Below are 17714 nucleotides of genomic sequence, written 5' to 3'. Positions count from 1 at the left end.
GTGACGCCTCCGACCGACGCCCGCACGCCGCTGCGCGCCTACGCCGTCTGGCTCACCGCACTCGCCGCCTACGTCGTCGCCGTCTTCCACCGGGCCTCGCTCGGCGTGGCCGGGGTGGAGGCCCAGGAGCGCTTCTCCGCCGGGGCCTCGGCGGTCTCGCTGTTCCTCGTGCTGCAGCTGGCCGTCTACGCCGGCCTGCAGGTCCCCGTCGGCGTGATGCTGGACCGCTTCGGGTCCCGGCGGCTCGTCCTCGCCGGCGGTCTCACCATGGCGGCCGGCCAGCTGGTCCTCGCGCTGGCCACCGACGTGCCCACCGCCGTGGCCGCCCGCGTGCTCGTGGGCGCCGGCGACGCGATGACCTTCATCAGCGTCCTGCGGGTCGTCGCCTTCTGGTTCCCCGGCCGCACCGTCCCGCTCGTCACCCAGCTCACCGGCATCCTCGGCCAGGTCGGGCAGATCCTGGCGGCCTATCCGCTCGTCGCGCTGCTGCACGCCGCCGGCTGGCGGAACACGTTCCTCGGCGCCGCCGCGGTGGGCGTGCTCGTCGTCGTCCTCGTGATCACCACGCTGCGCGACGCCCCGCCCGGTGTGCCCACCGCTCCCCCCGCGGGGATGGCCGAGGTCCGTCGCAACCTGCTGCTGACCTGGCGGGAGTCCGGCACCCGGATCGGCCTCTACACGCACCTGGTCACCCAGTTCTCCGGCACGGTGTTCGCGCTGCTGTGGGGTTATCCCTTCCTCGTCGTCGGCCAGGGCCTGTCCCCGGCGACGGCGGCCGGGTTGCTCAGCCTGCTGGTGGTCGTCGGGATGGGCGTCGGGCCGGCGCTGGGCCGGCTGTGCGGGCGCTGGCCGCTGCGCCGCTCGGTGCTGGTCCTGTCGATCCTGGCGCTCACCGCGGGCACCTGGACCGTCGTCCTGCTGTGGCCCGGGCGGGCGCCGCTGTGGCTGCTCGTGTGGCTGGTGGTCGTCCTCGGCACCAACGGGCCGGGCTCGATGATCGGCTTCGACTACGCCCGCACGTGGAACCCCGCCGAGCGGCAGGGCAGTGCCAGCGGCCTGGTCAACGTCGGCGGGTTCGTCGCCTCGCTGCTGACCATCCTCGCGATCGGCGCGGTGCTCGACGTCCTCACGCCGGGCGCCTCGACCGCCTACGACCTGGGCGCCTTCCGCGTCGCGTTCGCCGTCCAGTACGTGTTCTGGGCGATCGGCCTGGTCGGCGTGCTGCGGCACCGCCGGGCGCTGCGCGAGCGGCTGGCCGGTGACGGCGTCGTCCTCGCCCCGCTGTACGCCGCGGTCAGCGCCCGGCTGCGCGGCGGCAGTGCTTACCGCTAGGCGCGGGGCCGTCGCCCACCGCTGACCCCTCGCGCCGGTCTCCCCGCTACCGGCAAGATCGCCGCCATGGACGTCGTGGTCGGGCTGGACAGCGGGACGACGGCGACCAAGGCGGTCACCGCCGGCACCGACGGGCGGGTCCGCGACCTGGTCAGCGTCGGCTACCCGCTGTCGGTGCCGGCCCCGGGACGCGCGGAGCTCGACGCGCAGCGCCTGGCCGACGCCGCCGTGGAGGCCCTGGCCGCGGTCGCCACGGCCGCCCGCGAGCGCGGCGACCGGGTCGTCGGCGTCTGCCTGTCGGCCGCCATGCACGGCCTGGTCCCCATGGACGACGACGGCCGGCCGCTGGGCCCGGTGGTGACCTGGGCCGACGACCGCGCCGCGGGCTTCGCCGAGGCCCTGCGCGCCGACGGCCGGGCCGGGGGCCTGCACACCCGCACCGGGACGCCGGTGCACCCGATGTCGCCGCTGCTCAAGCTCGCCGCGCTGCGCGCCGAGGACCCCGACCGGCTGGCGGCGGTGCCGCGCTGGGGCGGCGTCAAGGAGCTCGTGGTGTCCGCCCTGCGCGCCGGGCCTCAGGTGCTCGACCGCTCCTGCGCCTCGGCCACCGGCCTGTACGGCATCCGCACCGGGGCCTGGGACGCCGAGGCGCTGCACCTGGCCGGCGTCCGCCCGGAGCAGCTGGGGGAGGTCCTGCCGACGACGACGGTGCTCGAGGGCCTGCGCCCCGACGTCGCCGCGGCCACCGGGCTGCCCGCGGACACCCCGCTCGTCCTCGGTGCCTCCGACGGCGTGCTGGCCAACCTCGGCATCGGCGCGGTCCGTCCCGAGGTCGCCGCGGTGTCGCTGGGCACCAGCGGCGCCATGCGGGTCGTCGTCCCGGCGCCGACCGTCGACCCCGCGAACCGGCTGTTCTGCTACGCCCTCACCGACGACCACTGGGTGGTCGGCGGCGCGGTCAACAACGGCGGCTCGGTGGTGCGGTGGGCCGCGCAGGCCCTCGCCGGCGGGGAGGGACTGACGGGCGAGGACGCCGACGACCTCGACGCCCGGCTGCTCGAGGAGGCCGCGGGCGTGCCCGCCGGGAGCGCGGGGCTGCTCTGCCTGCCCTACCTGCTGGGGGAGCGGGCGCCGTGGTGGCGCTCCGGGCTGCGGGGCGCCTACGTCGGGCTGCGCCGCGAGCACCGCCGCGGACACCTGGTGCGCGCCGCCGTCGAGGGCGTCTGCCAGCAGCTGGCGCTGGTCCGCGACGCGTTCTCCGCCACCGGGCTGCCCGTGCGCGAGGTCCGGGCCACCGGCGGTGCGGTCGCCTCCTCGCTGTGGGTGCAGACGCTGGCCGCGGCGCTGGATCTGCCCGTGCGGGTGGCCGACTCGCCGGAGGGCACCGGCCTCGGCGCCTGCCTGCTCGGCCTGCACGCCCTCGGCGCGCTGCCCGACCTCGACGCGGCCACCGCGCTGGTCGGCGTCTCCGATCCGGTCGAGCCCGACCCCGCCACCGCCGACCTCTACCGCCGCACGCGCCCGCTGGTCGAGAAGTCGACCCGCGCGCTGGCCGACGTCCTCGCCACGCTCGACGCACTCGACGACACCCCGTCGCAGAACCCCGCCTGAACCGAGGAGGAACCGCCGTGCCCGAGGTCGAGCCCGCGCTGGGCGCCGGACCGCTGCTGCTCATCGCCGCCGCCGCGGTGGGCGTCCTGCTGTTCCTCATCATGAAGCTGAAGCTGCACGCGTTCCTGGCGCTGATCCTGGTCAGCCTGCTGGTGGCGCTGGCCACGCAGATCCCGCTCGAGGACGTGGTCACCACCCTCACCGGCGGGTTCGGCAGCACCCTCGCCAACGTCGCGCTGCTGGTCGGCCTCGGGGCGATGCTGGGCCGGCTGCTCGAGCACAGCGGCGGGGCGCAGGTGCTGGCCGACAGCCTCATCGGCCGGTTCGGGGAGAAGCGGGCGCCGCTGGCGCTGGGCGTGGCCGCGCTGCTGTTCGGCTTCCCGATCTTCTTCGACGCCGGCCTCGTCGTCTTCCTGCCCATCGTGTTCACCATCGCCCGCCGGCTGGGCGGTTCGCTGCTCACCTACGGCCTGCCCACCGCCGGCGCCTTCGCCGTGATGCACGCCTTCGTGCCGCCGCACCCCGGACCGGTCGCGGCCGCCGAGCTCGTCGGTGCCGACATCGGCCTGGTCCTCGTCTTCGGCCTGCTCATCGGCCTGCCCACCTGGTACCTGGGCGGCTACCTCTTCGGCCTGTGGGCCGGCCGCCGCTACGACGTCGCGGTCCCGCCCTCGGAGGAGGACGGGACGCCGCCCGTCCCGGAGGCGCCGGAGGGCACCGTGGCCGGCACGGCACCGGGGACGGCGGGGGCCTCCGGAGGCCGCCGCACCGGGACGGTCACCCGGCCGGCGCCCCCGCGCTTCGGCACCGTGCTCGGCATCCTGCTGCTGCCCCTGGTGCTGATCTTCCTCAACACCGGGCTGACCACGCTGGCCACCGCCGGCGCGGTGGAGGAGTCCTCGTTCGTGGTGCGGGTCGGCCAGCTGCTCGGCGCCACCCCGGTGGCGCTGCTGATCACCGTGCTCGTGGCGATGGTCGTGCTCGGCCGCCGCCGCGGGGAGAGCGGCGCGGAGGTCGAGTCCATCGTCAACAGCGCCCTGGGCCCGGTCTGCGCGATCATCCTGATCACCGGGGCCGGCGGCATGTTCGGCGGCGTGCTGCGCGCCAGCGGCATCGGCGAGGCGCTGGCCGACGTCCTCGGCGACATCGGCCTGCCGGTCATCGTCGCCGCGTTCGTCGTCTCCGTGCTGCTGCGCGTCGCCCAGGGCTCGGCGACGGTCGCCCTCACCACCACCGCCGGGCTCATGGCACCGGTCGTGGAGGCCTCCGACGGGCTGTCCTCGATCGACCTGGCGCTGATCGTCATCGCGATCGCCGGCGGCGCCACCGTGCTGTCCCACGTCAACGACTCCGGCTTCTGGCTGGTCAGCCGGTTCTTCCAGATGGACGAGAAGACGACGCTGAAGACCTGGACGGTCATGGAGACGCTGCTCGGGACGATCGGGTTCGCGCTGGCCTTCGTGCTCAGCCTCTTCCTGTAGCCGTAGGGGACGCGGCCGGGGCCGTTCCGCGCCAGGATGGCCACCCGGGGATCACCCGGACCGCAACGGAGCGGGGAGGGGTCGTCATGAGGGGTGTGTCACGGGCCGCGGTGGCCGGGCTGGGTGCGGTGGCCGCGGTGGCCGTCCGGGACATCGTGCAGCGGGAGCACACCCTGCTGCGCAACTTCCCGGTGCTGGGCCACGCCCGCTACCTGCTGGAGTCGATCGGCCCGGAGCTGCGGCAGTACCTGGTCGCCGGCGACAACGAGGAGCGGCCCTTCACGCGCGACCAGCGCCGGTGGGTCTACGCCTCGGCCAAGGGCGAGAACAACTACTTCGGGTTCGGTACCGACAACGACCTCGAGTACACCGCCGGCTACGCGGTCATCAACCACCGCACCTTCGGCCGTGCCGTCCCGCCGTCGCACCCCGCCTCGGCCGCCGACGTCTCCTTGCCCGCGGCCAAGGTGCTCGGCGGCCCGCGCGGGCGGGCGCAGGCGTTCCGGCCGGCGTCGGTGGTCAACGTGTCGGCGATGAGCTTCGGGTCGCTGTCGGGGGCGGCGGTCGAGGCGCTCAACCGCGGCGTGGCGCTGGCCGGGTGCCTGCACAACACCGGGGAGGGCGGCCTGTCGGTGCACCACCGGCACGGCGGCGAGCTGGTGTTCCAGCTGGGCACCGCCTACTTCGGCTGCCGCGACGAGCAGGGCCGGTTCGACCTGGACCGGCTCAAGGACCTCGTCGCCGGCGCGCCGGTGCGGGCGCTGGAGATCAAGCTCAGCCAGGGCGCCAAGCCCGGGCTCGGCGGAGTGCTGCCGGCGGCCAAGGTGTCCGCGGAGATCGCCGCGGCCCGCGGGGTGCCCGAGGGCGTGGACTGCGTCAGCCCGTCGCGGCACGCGGAGTTCAGCGACGTCGACAGCCTGCTCGACTGGGTGGAGCTGCTCGCCGCCGAGACCGGGCTGCCGGTGGGCATCAAGTCCGCCGTCGGCGACCTGGCGTTCTGGGACGAGCTCACCGAGCGGATGGCCACCACCGGCCGGGGTGTGGACTTCGTGACCGTCGACGGCGGGGAGGGCGGCACGGGCGCCGCGCCGCTGATCTTCACCGACTCGGTGTCGCTGCCCTTCCAGCTCGGCTTCGCCCGGGTGTACTCCGCCTTCGCCCGCCGCGGCCTGGCCGAGCAGGTCACCTTCATCGGCGGCGGCAAGCTCGGCCTGCCCGACAACGCGGTCGTGGCCTTCGCGCTCGGCTGCGACATGGTCAACATCGCCCGCGAGGCGATGCTCGCCATCGGCTGCATCCAGGCGCAGAAGTGCCACACCGACACCTGCCCGACCGGCGTCGCCACGCAGAACGCCTGGCTGGCGCACGGCCTGGACCCGGCGCTGAAGTCCGTCCGGCTGGCCAACTACGTCGCCACGCTGCGCCGCGACCTGCTCAAGGTGTCCGAGGCGTGCGGCGTCGAGCACCCGGGGCTCATCGACACCGGTTCGGTCGAGGTGCTCACCGGCCGGACGGCGTCGACCCCGCTCGGGGAGGTCTACGGCTACGAGCCGGGCTGGGGACTGCCCTCGGCCGCCGACCGGGCGGAGATCGCCCGCATCATGACCGCCGACGCGCCCCAGGGCGGGACGGCACCCCCGTCGGAGGACGCCGTCGGCTGACCCGGTCGGGCGGGTCACCCGGGGTGACCCCTCCGGCGCAGGCCCGCCCCTAGCGTCGCCGGTCTCTGGACGTCCCGACGACGGCGGAGGCCTCGATGGCGGCCTACCTGTACCGGTGCACGACCTGCGGCCCGTGGGAGGTCCAGCGCCCCATGGGCACCGCCGGGACCACCGACCGGTGTCCCGCCTGCGGGGTTCCCGGCCGCCGGGTCTGGACCGCGCCGCTGCTGGCCCGCACCCCCGCGCCCGTGGCCGCGGTGCGGTTGCGCGAGGAGGCCAGCGCCGACCGGCCCGCCGTGACGACGGCGGTACCGCCCGCGGCCCGCCGCCCGGCGCCGCGCGACCCACGGTGGAGCGCGCTGCCCCGTCCCTGACCAGCCCGCGTGGTGGTCCCCCGGACGGGGCCGCCGTCGTCCTCGCCGGCTCCGACACCGAGCCGCCACGAACGGCCCGTCCCCGCGGGCCGGCTCCTCCCGTCAACGCAGATCGGAGTGTGGGGGACATGCCAGACGTCGTCTTCACCGTCGACCAGGCCAAGTCCATGCGGGACCAGGCCGTGCCGGGCCACAACCGGTGGCACCCGGACGTGCCCGTCGCCACCACGGTGCGCCCCGGGCAGAGCATCCGGGTCGAGTGCCGGGAGTGGACCGACGGCCAGATCGGCAACAACGACTCCGCCAACGACGTCCGGGACGTCGACCTGACCCACGCGCACATGCTCAGCGGCCCGATCGGTGTGGAGGGCGCCGAGCCCGGCGACCTGCTCGTCGTCGACATCCTCGACCTCGGCCCGGTGCAGGCGCCGCAGGAGCACGGCGAGGCGCCCGGCCAGGGCTGGGGTTACACGGGCATCTTCGCCAAGGCCAACGGCGGCGGCTTCCTGACCGACTACTTCCCCGACGCCTACAAGGCGATCTGGGACTTCCAGGGCCAGGTGGCGACCTCCCGGCACATACCGGGCGTCCGCTACACCGGCCTGACCCACCCCGGCCTGTTCGGCACCGCCCCGTCGGCCGACCTGCTGGCCCGGTGGAACGCCCGCGAGCGGGCACTGATCGCCACCGACCCCGACCGCGTACCGCCCCTGGCACTGCCGCCCCTGGCGGAGAACACGCTGGCCGGGACGGCCGACGGCGGCGTGGCCGACGGCATCGCGCGGGACGGCGCCCGGACCGTGCCGGCCCGGGAGAACGGCGGGAACCACGACATCAAGAACTTCTCCCGCGGGTCCCGGGTCTTCTACCCGGTGCACGTCCCCGGGGCGAAGCTGTCCGGAGGCGACCTGCACTCAGCCAGGGCGACGGCGAGATCACCTTCTGCGGCGCCATCGAGATGGGCGGGTTCATCGACTTCCACATCGACCTGATCAAGGGCGGCATGGAGACCTACGGCGTGAGCACCAACCCGGTGTTCATGCCGGGCAACGTCGAGCCGCGGTACTCCGAGTTCCTGACGTTCATCGGGATCTCGGTCGACCACGACACCGACACGAACGCCTACCTCGACGCGACGCTGGCCTACAAGCGGGCCTGCCTGAACGCCGTCCGGTACCTGGAGAAGTTCGGGTACTCCGGCGAGCAGGCGTACCTGCTGCTGGGCTCGGCACCGATCGAGGGACGGGTCAGCGGGGTCGTCGACATCCCGAACGCCTGCTGCTCGCTGTACCTGCCGACGGCGATCTTCGACTTCGACATCACGCCGTCGGCAGCGGGGCCGGTGCGTGCCGACCGCGGGCAGTGCGCCGTGACGTCGTGAGCGCCTGCCCGGTCCGCGCGCCGGACGGGTGAGCGCGCTCCCGGCCGGGCGCCGTCCTGGGTGCGCGCGCTCAGGCGGCGTCCGGTTCGGGGACGTGACCGCCGACAGCCCAGCGGACGGTGGGCCGGGCGGTCACGACCACCGGCCCACCGCAGTTCCAGCAGGTCGGGTCGTCGTTCCCGCCCCCCAGCGCGTCCTGACCGCCGACCTCGCACGGCCCGCACGTCCAGGCGACCTCGACACGGTGCTCCACGGACGGCCCCTCCTCGTTCCCGCCGCGTCCCCCGGTTGCCCGAGGCCGCCGTGACCGATACCCCGCGCGCCGTCCCCGAACCGGGGGCCGGCGTCACCGACCGTGCCGGAGGGGAGGAGAGATGACCGAGGAGCTCCCGCGGATCGAGCGCCACGAGGCCGCCGACCGCGCCGGCAAGGCCGCCCTGCGGGCCGCGCACGACCTGACCGGGGCCCTGTCCGAGGACGGGGACGACGTGCCCGAGCCGGTGGTCCTCCGCCGGGGCGGCCCGCACCGCAGCCTCGAGGGCCTGTCCGCACTGATCGACGAGGCGCTGGCGGAGAACGAGGCGCTGGCGGAGGACGCGACCCCGCGCGAGGACGAGGCCCTGCGGGAGAACGAGGCCCTGCGGGAGAACGAGGCCCTGCGGGAGGACGAGGCCCTGCGGGAGAACGAGGCCCTGCGGGAGAACGAGGCCCTGCGGGAGAACGAGGCCCTGCGGGAGAGCGCGGCCCTCGAGGAGAACGGGGGCACCGCCGGCGGGAGCGTCGCCGGCACCTGACACGGGGGACGTCCGCACCGTCGCGGGACCCGAGGAGATGAACGCACATGGGAGCCGTCGGACTGCTGTACGTGGGAGCCGTCCTCGTGGTGAACGGCCTGATGCTGCTGGGGCGGGTGGACGCGCGGGCCGCCGCCCCGCTCAACCTGTTCGTCGGTGCGCTGCAGGTGGTGACGCCGACCTACCTGATCATCGCCTCCGACGGGGACCCCGCCACGATCCTGGCGGCCTCGGGTCTCTACCTCTTCGGCTTCACGTACCTGTACGTGGGGATCAACCTGCTCGGGAACCTCGACGGCACGGGGCTCGGCTGGTTCTCGGCGTTCGTGGCGGCCTGCGCGCTGGTCTACGCCGGGCTGCAGTTCTTCTACGTCGAGCCGCGGGACCCGGGGTTCGGCGTGATCTGGCTGTACTGGGCCGTGCTCTGGGGGCTGTTCTTCCTGGTGCTGGGCCTCCGGCGCGACGAGCTCACCCGGTTCACCGGACTGGTCGCCGTCGTCGCGGGGCTGGTCACCGCCGCCGCCCCCGCGTTCCTGCTGCTGACCGGCGTCTGGGCCGAGTACACCGGCGTGTCGGCGGTCGTCCTCGCCGTGGTCCTGACCGCCAGCCTGGTGCTGCCCTACCCCCGTCTGCGGGGTCGTCCCGCGCCGGCCGTGCCCCCGGCGGCACCGGTGCCCGACAGCGCGCCGGAGGCGCCGCAGGGGGTGCCGGTCGCCCGGGAGTCCTCCGAGCACGAGACCGTGCGGCGCACCGACACGCGCAACAGCGGATGACCACGCCCGCACCGCCGTGCCCACGCAGCGGCGGGTACGGCGGTGCGGGCCGGGGCTGCTACGCCTCGCCGCGGAGGAGCTGCTCGAAGGAGGGGACGTCGGCGAACGGGTCGGCCGGGCGGGCCGATGCCGGCCGGCCGGTGACCACGTCGGCCAGCTCGCCGGCGGCGCGGGTGATCCGGCGGCTCAGCTCCGCGCTCGTGCCGTCGCCGCCGGCCCAGTCCTCGCTCGCCGCGAAGACGGCCGTCGGCACGGTCACCGCGCGCAGGTGGGCGAACAGCGGACGCATGGCGTGCTCCAGCACCAGCGAGTGCCGGGCGGTGCCCGCGGTCGCGGCGAGCAGCACCGGCGTGCCGGTCAGCGCGTCCTCCTCCAGCACGTCGACGAAGGACTTGAACAGCCCGCTGTAGGACGCGGTGAACACCGGCGTGACGGCGATGACCGCGTCCGCGCCGGTCACCGTCTCCACCGCCGCGCGCAGCGCCGCGTCGGGGAAGCCGGTGACGAAGGCGTCGGCGACGTCGCGCGCGTGCTCGCGCAGCTCGACGACCTCGACGGTGGCGTCCTCGCCCCGCTCGCGCAGCGCGGCGACGGTCGCCGTCGTCAGCCGGTCGGCCAGCAGCCGGGTCGACGACGGGACCGACAGGCCCGCGCTGACGACGGCCAGGGTGCGGGTGCTCATGCCGAGACCTCCTCCGGGGTGTGCTGCGCCTGGGACTGCCGGCGGGCGGCGACGCGCGAGGCGTGGGTGGGGGCGTCGGGGACGTGCGCCGGCTTCAGCGCGGCGAACTCCTTCCGCAGCACCGGCACGACCTCCTCGCCGAGGACGTCCAGCTGCTCGAGCACGGTCTTGAGCGGCAGGCCGGCGTGGTCGACGAGGAACAGCTGCCGCTGGTAGTCGCCGACGTAGTCGCGGAAGCCGAGCGTGCGCTCGATGACCTGCTGCGGGCTGCCGACGGTCAGCGGCGTCTCGCGGGAGAAGTCCTCCAGCGAGGGCCCGTGTCCGTACACCGGCGCCTCGTCGAAGTAGGGCCGGAACTCCTCGACGGCGTCCTGGCTGTTCTTCCGCACGAACACCTGCCCGCCCAGGCCGACGATCGCCTGGTCGGCGCTGCCGTGGCCGTGGTGCTCGAAGCGCGAGCGGTAGAACTCGACCATCCGCTGGGTGTGCTCCTTCGGCCAGAAGATGTGGTTGGAGAAGAAGCCGTCGCCGTAGTAGGCGGCCTGCTCGGCGATCTGCGGCGAGCGGATCGAGCCGTGCCACACGAACGGCGCGACGCCGTCCAGCGGCCGCGGCGTCGAGGTGAAGCCCTGCAGCGGCGTGCGGTACCGGCCGGACCAGTCGACGACCTCCTCGTCCCACAGCCGGCGCAGCAGCGCGTAGTTCTCCACCGCCAGCGGGATCCCGTTGCGGATGTCCTGGCCGAACCACGGGTAGACCGGGCCGGTGTTGCCGCGGCCCAGCATCAGGTCGACGCGCCCGCCGGCCAGGTGCTGCAGCATCGCGTAGTCCTCGGCGATCTTCACCGGGTCGTTGGTGGTGATCAGCGTCGTCGACGTCGACAGCTGCAGCCTCGAGGTCCGCGCCGCGACGTATGCCAGCGTGGTGGTGGGGGAGGACGAGAAGAACGGCGGGTTGTGGTGCTCGCCCAGGGCGAAGACGTCGAGCCCGACCTCCTCGGCCTTCTCGGCGATGGTGAGGACGGCCTGGATCCGCTCCGCCTCGCTCGGCGTGCGGCCGGTCGTCGGGTCGGTCGTGATGTCGCTGACCGTGAAGATCCCGAACTGCATCTCGTCTCCAAGTGGTTGAGAGCGCAACTACTGTCCGGCTCAACTCCTCGGGTCCGCGTCTTGTTCCCCGCCCGTCGTGACCTCCCCGAGACCGGGCGACTGCGTTCGGTAGCCGGACCTGCACGGCCGGGTCGTCCCACTCCGGACGCGCCGCGGCGCGCCGTCGCAGCGGGGCGGAGCAGGGGGGCGGGTGGGAGATTGTGATCACTCCCGCCGGCCCGGACCGGGCCGGCGGGGGTCCGGATCGGACGGCGCACCGAGGGGGAACCGGGATGTCGCAGCGAGCAGGAGTCCCGACGGGGGACGACGGGACGGCGGGGACGGGCTCTGCGCCCGCGCCGAACCGTCCGAGCGGGCTCGACGGCCTGCTGGGCACCGGGCCGGTGTTCAGCGGCGCCGTCCGGGGCTACGACCGGACGCAGGTCGACGACTACGTGTCCTGGGCCGAGACCGAGGTGCTCGTCCTCCGCCGCGAGAACGACCACCTGCTCAGCCGCTACGCGGCCTGCTCGGCCGAGCTGCAGAACGCCCGCCGCCGGCTGGCCCAGCTGGTCCGTGAGCGGCAGTCCCTGCCGGGCCCGGAGGATGCGCTCGCCATGGTGCGCCGGGCGGAGGAGGAGGCCACCGCGATCACCGCCGCGGCCGAGGAGGAGGCCGAGCGCGTGCGCGCCGACGCCCTCACGGAGGCCGCGGCCCGGCTGTCGGGGGTGGCCGAGATGCGCGAGGCGGTCACCGCGCTCCGCGACCAGACCCGCAGCGAGGCGGCCGCGGTGCTCGAGGCGGCCCGCCGCGAGGCCGCGGAGCTGGGTCGCGCGGCCGCCGCGGAGCGCGAGCGGCTGGACCGGGAGGCCGCCGAGGCGCGCGCCCGGGCCGACGCGGAGGCGCTGGAGCGCCGGCGCGCCGCGGAGGCCGAGCTCCAGCCGCTGCGCGACGAGCGCGACGAGGCGCGCGACTGGCTGCGCCGGCTGACCGGGCAGCTCGACGAGGCGCTCGCGGTGGTCGCGGGGGTGCTGCCCGACGACGTCTCCGTCCTGGCCGACAAGCGCGGGGCCGTCTGCGCCGAGGAGGGGGCCGCCGGCGCGTCCCGGGGCGGCGACGTGTCCGAGGTGACACCGCTGCACGGGGCCGGCCGGCCCGAGGTGGCCGCGGCGTCCTGAGCAGTGCCGACGGCGGCCGGGCATCCGGCCGGAGCGGGTCCGCACCCGCCGTCCCCGGGGTCCCGCAGGCCCCGGGAGTTGTCACGAACCGGTAACGCCCGTACGGTGACCGGCGTCCGGCTGGTCGTCTCGTCCCCGTCCCGGGGAGCCCGGCCGGACGCCGCCGAGTCGTGTCCGCACCCACGGGCGCGAGCCGGGGACCCACCGCAGTCCTGGGGTGAATCGCGCCCGCCGAGCCCGCTCGGTACCGCGTAGGGCTTCTTCCCGCCCGAACCCGTCAGCTAACTCGGTAGGCGGCCGACGGAAGAACGGAGAGCCTCCGCATGCCCCGCCTCCGGGCCTCAGCGGCCCGCAGGTGCAGCCGCTCGCGCGCACAGCGCACCTCTGCGTCCTCCTGACGCCGGCTCCACCCTGCCCGCCGCCTCCTGCGCCGCCGAACGCACCGCCGATCGCGCCGCCGGGGACCCGTAGACCGCGACACCCGTAGACCGCGCCACGTGCGCACGCCCGGACCCGGGCTGCCGCCGAGCGAACTCTCCCACGGAGCACCCACCCCCTCATGTCCCGCCGCACTGCCAGCGCGCCCGCGACCACCGAGCTCGCCGCCACCCCCGACACCGCCACTGCCGACACCGCCACCGCCGAGACCCGCGAGCTGCCTGCCGTGGACGCCACCACCGGCACCGCCGAGGTCCCCGCGCCGCGCGCCCGCCGCCGGCTGCGCCGCGGCACCTCGCCGCTCGGCCCGCGCCGCCCGGCCCTGCTGCTCGGTGCCGCCGCCGCCGGCGCCCTGATCGTGGGCGTCGTCTCGACCACCGGCCCGGCCGCCTCCGCCGGCACCGACACCGTCAGCGCCTCGGTCGGCGTCGCCGAGCAGCTCGGCATCCCGCAGCAGCCGGCCGCCGAGCAGACCCCGCAGCCGGCCGACCTCGCGCCGCTGGAGGACCTGGCCGCCTCCCGCAGCGAGCGCAGCGCCGAGGAGGCCAGCGCCGCCTCGGCCCAGGCCGCCGCCGACCAGGCCGAGCTCGATCGCCGGGCCGCCGAGGAGGCCGCCCGCGTCGCCGCCGAGCAGGAGGCCGCCCGGGTCGCCGCCGAGCAGGAGGCCGCCCGGGTGGCCGCCGAGCAGGAGGCCGCGCGCCAGGCCGCCGAGGCCGAGGCCGCGGCCGCCGCCGAGGCCGCGGCCGCCGAGCGGGCCGCGAGCCAGGCCGCGGCGCCGCCCGCCGCCAGCAGCTCCACGAGCTCCGGTTCCGCCTCCCGCGGCTCGTTCAAGGACTACGCGATGAGCAAGGTCGGGAGCGCCGCGCAGTTCACCTGCCTGGAGAACCTGTGGGGCAAGGAGAGCGGCTGGAACCCCAACGCGCAGAACCCGACGAGCACCGCGTACGGCATCGCGCAGTTCCTCGACTCCACCTGGGCCGGCACCGGGATCGCCAAGACCTCCGACGGCTACCGCCAGATCGACGCCGGCCTGATCTACATCGAGGAGCGCTACGGCTCGCCGTGCGACGCCTGGGCGCACTCGCAGGCCAACAACTGGTACTGATCGACCCGTGATCCACGGAGGGCCGGCCACCCGGGTGGTGCCCGCGGGCTTCGTCCGCGCGTACACCCAGGTGCGCCGGCCCTCGCTCGTCCCCGAGGTCCGGCTGCACGTGGCCGACGACGTCGTCGGCCTGTGGGAGGCGATGGAGACCGCGGCCGGCGGAGCGGGGGAGGAGCCGCCGTTCTGGGCGGCCGCCTGGCCCGGCGGGCAGGCCCTGGCCCGCTGCCTGCTCGACGGGCCCGCCACGGTCGTCGACCGCACCGTGCTCGACCTCGGCTCGGGCAGCGGCCTGGTGGCGATCGCCGCCGTCCTCGCCGGTGCGCGCCGGGTGCTGGCCAGCGACGTCGACCCCTTCTCGCGGACGGCGGTGGGCGTCAACGCCGGCCTCAACGGCGTCCGGGGCATCAGCGTCACCGGCGACGTGCTCGACCGCGAGCCGCCCGCCGTCGACCTCGTCGTCGCCGGGGACGTCTGCTACGACCGCGAGATGACCGGGCGGGTGCTGCCCTTCCTCGACCGGGCCCGGGCGCGCGGGTGCGAGGTGCTGATCGGCGACCCCGGCCGCCCCTACCTGCCGCACGAGCGCCTGGGGGCGGCGGCCGTGTACGAGGTGCCGGAGACCGAGGGGCCGGGCGTGCGCCGCACCACGGTGTGGCGGATGCCCTGATCCGGGGCGGACCTGCTGGGTAGGGTCGCCGCCGTGGCCGCACCGCTCCCTGCTGCCCCCGGCGGCAGCCGCGGGCGCCGACCGCGCCGGCCCTCGGGCGACGACCGCGAGCGCGCGATCCTGACCACCGCCGAGGACCTGCTCGGGCGGCGGCCGCTGGCCGACATCTCCGTCGACGACCTCGCCCGCGGTGCCGGCATCTCCCGGCCCACCTTCTACTTCTACTTCCCGTCCAAGGACGCCGTCGTTCTGGCGCTGCTCGACCGGGTGGTCGGCGAGGCGCGCGAGTCGCGCTCGGCGGCGCTGCGCCGGGCCGGCGACGACGTCCGCGCGAGCTGGCGGGGCGCCCTCGAGGCGGTCCGCAGCACCTTCGCCGCGCACCGGGCCCTGACCTCGGCAGCCGCCTCGCTGCTGGCCACCAGCGCCGAGGTGCGGGCGCTGTGGGCGGCGATCATGGACGGGTTCGTCGAGGAGACCGCGGCGGCCATCGAGGCCGAGCGCGCCCGCGGTGCCGCACCGGCCGGGCCGCCCGCCCGCGACCTCGCCGTCGCGCTCAACTGGATGAACGAGCGGGTCATCCACGTCACCTACGCCGGGCAGACGCCGGCGCTCGCCGAGGACGACCTGATCGACGTCCTGCTCACCGTCTGGCTGCGCACCGTCTACGGGAGTGACATCCCGGGCACCGCACCCGCTTGATCGACTGGTCGTCGAGCGACTCGACACGGTGTCGATTAGTCTCGTGGGGTCACCCCGGCCGCGACAGGGAGAACCATGACGCAGTCCGTCCCCACGGAGACCACCACCCGGCACGTCGACGTGCTGATCGTCGGTGCGGGCCTGTCCGGGATCGGCGCCGCCTGCCACCTGCAGCGCGAGCTGCCGGGCAGGACCTACGCCGTCCTCGAGGCCCGCGAGGCCATCGGTGGCACCTGGGACCTGTTCCGCTACCCGGGCGTGCGCTCGGACTCGGACATGTTCACCCTCGGCTACTCCTTCCGGCCGTGGTCGGAGCCGCAGGCCATCGCCGACGGCGCCTCGATCCGTGAGTACGTCCGCGACACCGCGCGCGAGTACGGCGTCGAGGAGCACATCCGCTTCTCCACCCGCGTGGTCTCCGCCGAGTGGTCCACCGCTGACTCTCTGTGGACGGTCACCGCCGAGCGCACGGGCACCGGCGAGACCGAGACGTGGACCTGCTTGTGGCTGTCGGTCTGCTCCGGCTACTACCGCTACGACCAGGGACACCGCCCCGACTTCCCGGGCGAGGAGCGCTTCGGCGGGCAGGTCGTGCACCCGCAGCACTGGCCCGAGGACCTCGACTACGCCGGCAGGCGCGTCGTCGTCATCGGCAGCGGCGCCACCGCGGTCACGCTGGTGCCGAGCATGGCCGGGCAGGCCGCGCACGTGACCATGCTGCAGCGCACGCCCACCTACGTCGTCAGCCTGCCCGGCCGCGACGCGCTGGCCGAGAAGCTGCGCCGCCGGCTGCCCGACCGGCTCGTCTACCCGGTCGTGCGGTGGAAGAACGTGCTGGTGTCGATGGCCTCCTACCAGCTCAGCCGCCGCAGGCCGGAGGTCATGAAGCGCGTCCTCGCCAAGGCCACGGCCAAGCAGGTGCCCGCCGACGTCGACGTCGCCACCCACTTCGCGCCGCCCTACGACCCGTGGGACCAGCGGCTGTGCGTCGTCCCCGACGGCGACCTGTTCCGCGAGCTGCGCCGGGGGACGGCGTCGATCGTCACCGACCGGATCGCGACCTTCGACGAGACCGGCATCCTGCTCGAGTCCGGCCGGCACCTCGACGCCGACGTGATCGTCACCGCCACCGGGCTCGAACTGCTGCCGATCGGCGGGATGACGCTGACCGTCGACGGCGAGGCCGTGGACCTGTCGAAGACGGTCTCCTACAAGGGCTTCATGGTCTCCGGCGTGCCGAACTTCGCGATGACCATCGGGTACACCAACGCCTCCTGGACGCTGAAGGCCGACCTGGTCGCCCGCTACGTCTGCCGGCTGCTGGCCCACCTGGACCGCAACGGCTACGCGGCGGCCACCCCGCTCGCCCCGGCCGACGGCGGGGTCGAGCCGTTCATCGGGCTGTCGGCGGGTTACGTGCAGCGCAGCCTGACCGCGCTGCCGCAGCAGGGCGCGCGGGCGCCGTGGAAGCTGTACCAGAACTACATCCGCGACGTGCTGCTCATGCGGCGCGGCCCGGTCGAGGACGAGGGCATCCGGTTCACGCGCCCGGTCCGCGAGCGCGCCACGGCGAGCGCCGGGGAGAGGGCGGCCTGATGCGGCCGTTCGACTTCACCGGCACCGCCGTCGTCACCGGGGCGGCCAGCGGCATCGGCGCCGCGCTGGCCCCGTTGCTGGCCGCGCGCGGGACGGACCTGGTGCTGCTCGACCGCGACGCCGAGCGGCTCGACGGCGTCGCCGCGTCCGTGCGCTCGGCCTCCCCGGGCCGGTCGGTGGACACCGTCCTCGCCGACCTCGCCGACGCCGGGCAGCTGCGCGAGGCGGCCGACCGGATCGTCGTCGACCACCCCGGGACGACGCTGCTGGTGAACAACGCCGGCGTGGCGCTCGGCGGGCGGTTCGACCAGGTGACCCTCGAGGAGTTCGAGTGGGTCATGGACGTCAACTTCCGCGCCGCCGTCCGGCTCACCCACGCCGTGCTGCCCGTGCTCAAGGCGCACCCCGGCGCGCACCTGGTCAACGTCTCGAGCCTGTTCGGGCTCATGGCGCCGGCCGGGCAGGCGGCCTACTCGTCGAGCAAGTTCGCCATCCGCGGGTTCACCGAGGCGCTGCGGCACGAGCTGGCCGAGGACGGCATCGGCGTGACCAGCGTGCACCCCGGCGGCATCGCCACCCGGATCGCCGAGACCGCCCGCGTGGCCAGCGGGGTCGACGCCGCGGGGGCCGAGCAGGGCAAGCGGGAGTTCGCCCGGCTGCTGCGCTACCCGGCCGACCGCGCCGCGCAGCGGATCGTCGCGGCGGTCGAGCGGCGCCGGCCGCGGCTGCTCATCGGCGCCAGCGCCGTCGTCCCGGACGTCCTCGTGCGCCTGGCGCCCGGCTCGTACGGGACGGTGCTCGCCGCCGCCACCCGGCTCGCCGGCCTGCGCCGCGGGGCCTGACCCCAGGGGGGC

16 protein-coding genes, 1 pseudogene and 1 riboswitch are annotated in these 17714 nt (G+C 75.3%); of the genes and pseudogenes, 14 read left to right on the top strand and 3 right to left on the bottom strand.

Annotated features, from left to right (window positions below):
- The 6 genes and pseudogenes from BM414_RS06480 (at nucleotide 1) to fmdA (ending at nucleotide 7840) form a co-directional block, all read left to right on the top strand.
- Nucleotides 1-1332, top strand: a complete 1332-nt coding sequence (locus tag BM414_RS06480) for an MFS transporter (RefSeq protein ID WP_093578604.1) — start codon at nucleotides 1-3, stop codon at nucleotides 1330-1332.
- A 66-nt stretch (nucleotides 1333-1398) separates the two neighbouring features.
- Entirely contained in the window at nucleotides 1399-2943 is a 1545-nt protein-coding gene (locus BM414_RS06475) for a gluconokinase (protein WP_093578603.1), read from the top strand.
- 17 nt (nucleotides 2944-2960) lie between these two features.
- Nucleotides 2961-4424: a GntP family permease gene (locus BM414_RS06470; RefSeq protein ID WP_093578602.1), complete on the top strand. Its 1464-nt coding sequence runs from the start codon at nucleotides 2961-2963 to the stop codon at nucleotides 4422-4424.
- 86 nt (nucleotides 4425-4510) lie between these two features.
- On the top strand, nucleotides 4511-6085 hold the full coding sequence (locus BM414_RS06465) for an FMN-binding glutamate synthase family protein (RefSeq protein ID WP_093578601.1): 1575 nt from the start codon (nucleotides 4511-4513) through the stop codon (nucleotides 6083-6085).
- 95 nt (nucleotides 6086-6180) lie between these two features.
- Nucleotides 6181-6459, top strand: a complete 279-nt coding sequence (locus tag BM414_RS06460; protein ID WP_093578600.1) for an FmdB family zinc ribbon protein — start codon at nucleotides 6181-6183, stop codon at nucleotides 6457-6459.
- 128 nt (nucleotides 6460-6587) lie between these two features.
- Nucleotides 6588-7840 (top strand): annotated as a pseudogene (gene fmdA, locus BM414_RS06455) (formamidase).
- 70 nt (nucleotides 7841-7910) lie between these two features.
- Here fmdA and BM414_RS06450 read toward each other — a convergent pair.
- The gene (locus BM414_RS06450; RefSeq protein ID WP_093578599.1) at nucleotides 7911-8093 is read right to left on the bottom strand and encodes a hypothetical protein; all 183 of its coding nucleotides are present in this window, start codon (nucleotides 8091-8093) and stop codon (nucleotides 7911-7913) included.
- A gap of 121 nt (nucleotides 8094-8214) precedes the next feature.
- Here BM414_RS06450 and BM414_RS06445 point away from each other — a divergent pair, with 121 nt between their 5' ends.
- Nucleotides 8215-8634: a hypothetical protein gene (locus tag BM414_RS06445; RefSeq protein WP_093578598.1), complete on the top strand. Its 420-nt coding sequence runs from the start codon at nucleotides 8215-8217 to the stop codon at nucleotides 8632-8634.
- Between the two features lie 47 nt (nucleotides 8635-8681).
- Complete coding sequence (locus BM414_RS06440; RefSeq protein WP_093578597.1) at nucleotides 8682-9407, top strand: AmiS/UreI family transporter; 726 nt, start codon at nucleotides 8682-8684, stop codon at nucleotides 9405-9407.
- Between the two features lie 58 nt (nucleotides 9408-9465).
- On the opposite strand, the gene BM414_RS06435 is transcribed toward BM414_RS06440, so the two are convergent.
- Nucleotides 9466-10089, bottom strand: a complete 624-nt coding sequence (locus BM414_RS06435; protein WP_093578596.1) for an FMN reductase — start codon at nucleotides 10087-10089, stop codon at nucleotides 9466-9468.
- Entirely contained in the window at nucleotides 10086-11198 is a 1113-nt protein-coding gene (locus BM414_RS06430) for an LLM class flavin-dependent oxidoreductase (protein ID WP_093578595.1), read from the bottom strand. Before BM414_RS06430 ends, BM414_RS06435 begins: the two co-directional genes overlap by 4 nt.
- A gap of 272 nt (nucleotides 11199-11470) precedes the next feature.
- On the opposite strand from BM414_RS06430, the gene BM414_RS06425 reads away from it, so the two are divergent.
- The 6 genes from BM414_RS06425 (at nucleotide 11471) to BM414_RS06400 (ending at nucleotide 17702) form a co-directional block, all read left to right on the top strand.
- Nucleotides 11471-12355, top strand: coding sequence for a DivIVA domain-containing protein (locus BM414_RS06425; RefSeq protein ID WP_093578594.1), 885 nt, complete (start codon nucleotides 11471-11473; stop codon nucleotides 12353-12355).
- 151 nt (nucleotides 12356-12506) lie between these two features.
- A riboswitch (cyclic di-AMP (ydaO/yuaA leader) is annotated at nucleotides 12507-12666 on the top strand.
- 248 nt (nucleotides 12667-12914) lie between these two features.
- Nucleotides 12915-13898, top strand: coding sequence for an aggregation-promoting factor C-terminal-like domain-containing protein (locus BM414_RS31300; RefSeq protein ID WP_139245725.1), 984 nt, complete (start codon nucleotides 12915-12917; stop codon nucleotides 13896-13898).
- Nucleotides 13899-13905: 7 nt separating this feature from the next.
- Nucleotides 13906-14565 carry a class I SAM-dependent methyltransferase gene (locus BM414_RS06415; protein ID WP_245784529.1) on the top strand — a complete coding sequence of 220 codons (660 nt, stop codon included), beginning with the start codon at nucleotides 13906-13908 and terminating at the stop codon, nucleotides 14563-14565.
- Nucleotides 14566-14598: 33 nt separating this feature from the next.
- On the top strand, nucleotides 14599-15264 hold the full coding sequence (locus tag BM414_RS06410; protein WP_093578593.1) for a TetR/AcrR family transcriptional regulator: 666 nt from the start codon (nucleotides 14599-14601) through the stop codon (nucleotides 15262-15264).
- 75 nt (nucleotides 15265-15339) lie between these two features.
- Entirely contained in the window at nucleotides 15340-16860 is a 1521-nt protein-coding gene (locus BM414_RS06405) for a flavin-containing monooxygenase (protein ID WP_093578592.1), read from the top strand.
- Nucleotides 16860-17702, top strand: coding sequence for an SDR family NAD(P)-dependent oxidoreductase (locus tag BM414_RS06400; RefSeq protein WP_093578591.1), 843 nt, complete (start codon nucleotides 16860-16862; stop codon nucleotides 17700-17702). Before BM414_RS06405 ends, BM414_RS06400 begins: the two co-directional genes overlap by 1 nt.
- Nucleotides 17703-17714 lie beyond the last annotated feature (12 nt).

Origin of the sequence: Geodermatophilus amargosae (assembly GCF_900116515.1) — a bacterium.
In the GTDB taxonomy this organism is placed as follows: domain Bacteria; phylum Actinomycetota; class Actinomycetes; order Mycobacteriales; family Geodermatophilaceae; genus Geodermatophilus; species Geodermatophilus amargosae.
This window is presented reverse-complemented; position numbering and strand designations above follow the sequence as displayed.